The organism is Variovorax sp. 01T439_2 (assembly GCF_056398445.1).
On sequence record NZ_JBFTPJ010000621.1, the window covers coordinates 1 to 3,657 of the forward strand.

The window sequence follows — 3,657 nt, forward strand, 5'->3', positions numbered from 1 at the left end:
CCACCTATCCCGACTACAAGCCCGCCCCTTTCATCGTGGCCTCCAAGGCCCAGGGCGTCGACATGGTCACCGTCGTCACCGAAGGCATCTTCAGCTACTGCAGCTTCAAGGTGAAGATCGACACCGACCGCTTCCTCGGCTCCGAGCAGGCCAATGTGCGCTACCGCGGCGAGGTGGTCGGCCATGTCACCACGGCCGAATACGGCTCGCAGATGCTGTCCCTTGGCGGCGTGCACCACCTCACCGGCGGCAGCAAGAAGGAAGGCCGCATGACGGCCGAGCTGATGCAGCTGCTGGGCAACAAGAAGGCCGTCGAATGCACCATCGACGGCGGCTCCACGCTCGTCATCCAGGCCGGAAAAGCACCCATCGTCAATGGCGTGGAAGAGCAGCGCATGCGCGTGGGCTGCGGCTCGGCGGCCGTGGGCATCTTCGCGCGCCAGTTCGCGGGCGTGGCCGACGAGGTGGTGGTGGTGGACGACCACATCACCGGCGTGCTCACGGAGCACCAGGCCGGGCGCTGCCTCGACATGGCGCCTTCGGGCATCCAGATGCTGGGGCGCAAGTCCACGCCGGGGCGCTACTTCCAGGTGGCGAACCCGGGCAACGGCTGGGGCGGCACCGACATCGCCGATCCGCTCTCGATCATCGAGGGCTGGGAAGAAGGCGTGGCGCGGCCGGGCCTGCGCCTCCTGATGACCTCGACCACCGGCGAGCATGCCCAGTGGTACGTGCTCGACGAGGCGCTCAAGCCGGTCGAGCAGCCGATGCCGCCCGAGGTGCGCCGCATCGTCGAGCGCATCGGCGAGAACTGCGAACCATCGCTGTGCACCGTGCTGTTCCTCGGTGGTGCGGGCGGGTCCCTGCGCGCCGGCGTCACCGAGAACCCGGTGCTGCTCACGCGCGCCATCAAGCGTGCGCTCGTCAACGTGACCTGCGGCGGCGCGCCGGCCTATGTGTGGCCCGGCGGCGGCATCACCGTGATGGCCGACGTCATGCGCATGCCCGACAACAGCTTTGGCACCGTGCCCACGCCGGCCATCGTGGCGCCCATCGAGTTCAGCATGCGGCGCGACGACTACCTGGCGCTCGGCGGCCACATGGAACACATCTTCCCGCTCGAGCAGGCGCTCGCGCGCGGCGCCTGGCAGGAAGACGGCGCGCCGCTGGCGCGGCAATGGGTCGTCATCGACGAGGCCAATCCGTGGCCGCTCGGCCACCCACCCATGCTGGGTTGAGCGATGCCCACATCAATGTGCGCCGTGGCTGTTGCTCCTTCCCCTTCCGGGGGAAGGCTGGGATGGGGGCGGGCAGAGCGCCCGATGGATGCGCCGCGTGCCCCCACCCCGGCCCTCCCCCGGAAGGGGAGGGAGAAACACCGCGCCGTCCCCGCGCCCTTGCTGCCATGACCGCCCAACGCACCGCGCTCGACGCGAGCCGCTGGCACTTCAACCATGGCCCGATCGACATCGTGGCCGAGGCGCATGGCGACCCCTACGCCGTTGCGGCCGTGCACGACGCGGCCTGGGCGCGCTTCGGCCATGTGCTGGGCGAGCTGGTGCGCGAGCTGCCGCTGCTGCGCCGGCCGGTGACCGACAGCATGCGGCCGCGCGGCGTGGTCGGTGCGCGCATGTGGGATGCCTGCGCGGCGTTCTCGCCGATGTTCATCACGCCGATGGCGGCGGTGGCCGGCTCGGTGGCGCAGGAGCTGATCGCGTTCTACGACCGCCCCGGCATCGAGCGCGCCTGGATCAACAACGGCGGCGACATCGCGCTGCACCTTGCGCCGGGCCATTCGGCGCGCGTGGGTGTCTACGCCGACCTCGCACGCTTCGACTGGCGCAGCCATGTGGAGGGTGAAAGCGGCATTCTCACCACCGACGGCCAGTTCGAAATCAGCGCCGCACAGCCGGTGCGCGGCGTGGCCACCAGTGGCTGGCGCGGGCGCAGCTTCTCGCTGGGCATTGCCGACAGCGTGACGGTCCTGGCCGCCACCGCGGCCGGGGCCGATGCAGCCGCCACCGTGATTGCCAACGCCGTCGACGTGGACGATGCCGCCATCCGCCGGCGCCCCGCCAGCGAATGCAAGGACGATAGCGACCTGGGCGAGATGCTCGTCACGGTCGACGTGCCGCCGCTTTCGCCTGCGCAGGTGAAGAGCGCGCTCGACACCGGCGCCGTGTGCGCCAAGGTGCTGCAAAAAGAAGGGCTCGCCTGGGCCGCTCTGCTCGTTTGCCAGGGGCAGTGGCGACTTGTCGAACCCTTATGCTCGAAGGCGCTGCCCAGGGCGCCGTCCGATGCAGTTGGTTCAGTATTTGCTTAACGAAAAGCAAGGTTCCTTTCCATGATCGATATACGCCGCGTCTTCACCCATGTCGAGCACATCCACCACGAGTTCGGACCGCGCGCCGCAACGCCGCTGGTGCGCGGTGCCATCGGCGCGGTGCTGACCAATCCGTTTGCGGGCCGCTACGAGCCCGACATCCTGCCGATGATGGCGCTGCTCGACCCGGTGGGCGTCGACATGGCGCACAGGCTGCACGCCGCCATGGACGTGCCGCTCGAGCAGATCGCCACCTACGGCAAGGGCGCCATCGTCGGCGCCGCCGGCGAGCTCGAGCACGGCGCGCTCTGGCATGTGCCCGGTGGCTACGCCATGCGCGAGCTGCTCGGCTGGAAGGGCGACCGCGCGGCCTATACCGCGGGCAAGGCGGAAGAGAAGACCGGCCAGCCCGGCAATGCGCTGTCCATCGTGCCCTCGACCAAGAAGGTCGGCCCGCCCGGCGCCGCGCTCGACGTGCCGCTCACCAACATCAACGCCAGCTACGTGCGCGGCCAGTTCGACGCCATCGAGGTGCGCGTGCCCGGCGCGCCGGCGGCCGACGAGATCGTCTTCATCCTCGCGATGAGCACCGGCTACCGCGTGCATGCACGCGTGGGCGGCCTGCTCGCCAAGGACATCAGCAAATGGGACGGCCTGCGCTGACCTGATGAACAAGAGACACGAAGAAGGAACACAAGACATGACCGCCAACATCCGCAAGCTCGTCGTCCAGGTGGACGAAACCCGCAAGGAAATGGGTCGCGATATTTCGCCGCCCACGCGCCGCGCCGTCGCCATTGCGGTGATCGACAACCCCTACGCGGGCCGCTTCAGCGAGAACCTCGACGAGCTGATCGCCATCGGCGAAGAGCTTGGTGCGCTCTTGGGCCAGAAGGCCGTGAAGGCGCTGGGCATCGAGCCCGGCCAGGCGCAGAGCTACGGCAAGGCCGCCATCGTCGGCGAAAACGGCGAGCTCGAGCATGCCGCTGCCATCCTGCATCCCAAGCTCGGCGCACCGCTGCGCGTGGCGGTCGAAAAGGGCGCGGCGCTGGTGCCCTCGGCCAAGAAGCGCGGCACGCTCGGCACGGCCATCGACGTGCCGCTCGGCCACAAGGACGCGGCCTTCGTGCGCAGCCACTTCGACGCCGTCGAGGCGCGCGTGTCCGACGCGCCGCGCGCCAACGAGATCGTGGTGGCCGTGGCCGTCACCGACAGCGGCCGTCCGCTGCCGCGCATCGGCGGGCTGGAGGCCAGCGAGATCAAGGGCGAGGACGGGCTGCGCTGAATCCATCCATCGCCGTTCACGCGCCCCTCCATCCCCATTGTTTTTTCCT

4 protein-coding genes are annotated in these 3,657 nt (G+C 69.3%); all 4 read left to right on the plus strand.

From position 1 onward, the window contains the following. Positions 1-1,238, plus strand: a 1,238-nt coding sequence (locus AC1DOC_RS24510; RefSeq protein ID WP_478130673.1) for a 6-hydroxynicotinate reductase, incomplete at its 5' end; no start/stop codon positions are given. 167 nt (positions 1,239-1,405) lie between these two features. Then, positions 1,406-2,323 carry a UPF0280 family protein gene (locus AC1DOC_RS24515; protein WP_478080972.1) on the plus strand — a complete coding sequence of 306 codons (918 nt, stop codon included), beginning with the start codon at positions 1,406-1,408 and terminating at the stop codon, positions 2,321-2,323. A gap of 21 nt (positions 2,324-2,344) precedes the next feature. Next, complete coding sequence (locus tag AC1DOC_RS24520; RefSeq protein ID WP_307656144.1) at positions 2,345-2,986, plus strand: amino acid synthesis family protein; 642 nt, start codon at positions 2,345-2,347, stop codon at positions 2,984-2,986. 37 nt (positions 2,987-3,023) lie between these two features. Next, entirely contained in the window at positions 3,024-3,608 is a 585-nt protein-coding gene (locus AC1DOC_RS24525; RefSeq protein ID WP_478080973.1) for an amino acid synthesis family protein, read from the plus strand. Positions 3,609-3,657 lie beyond the last annotated feature (49 nt).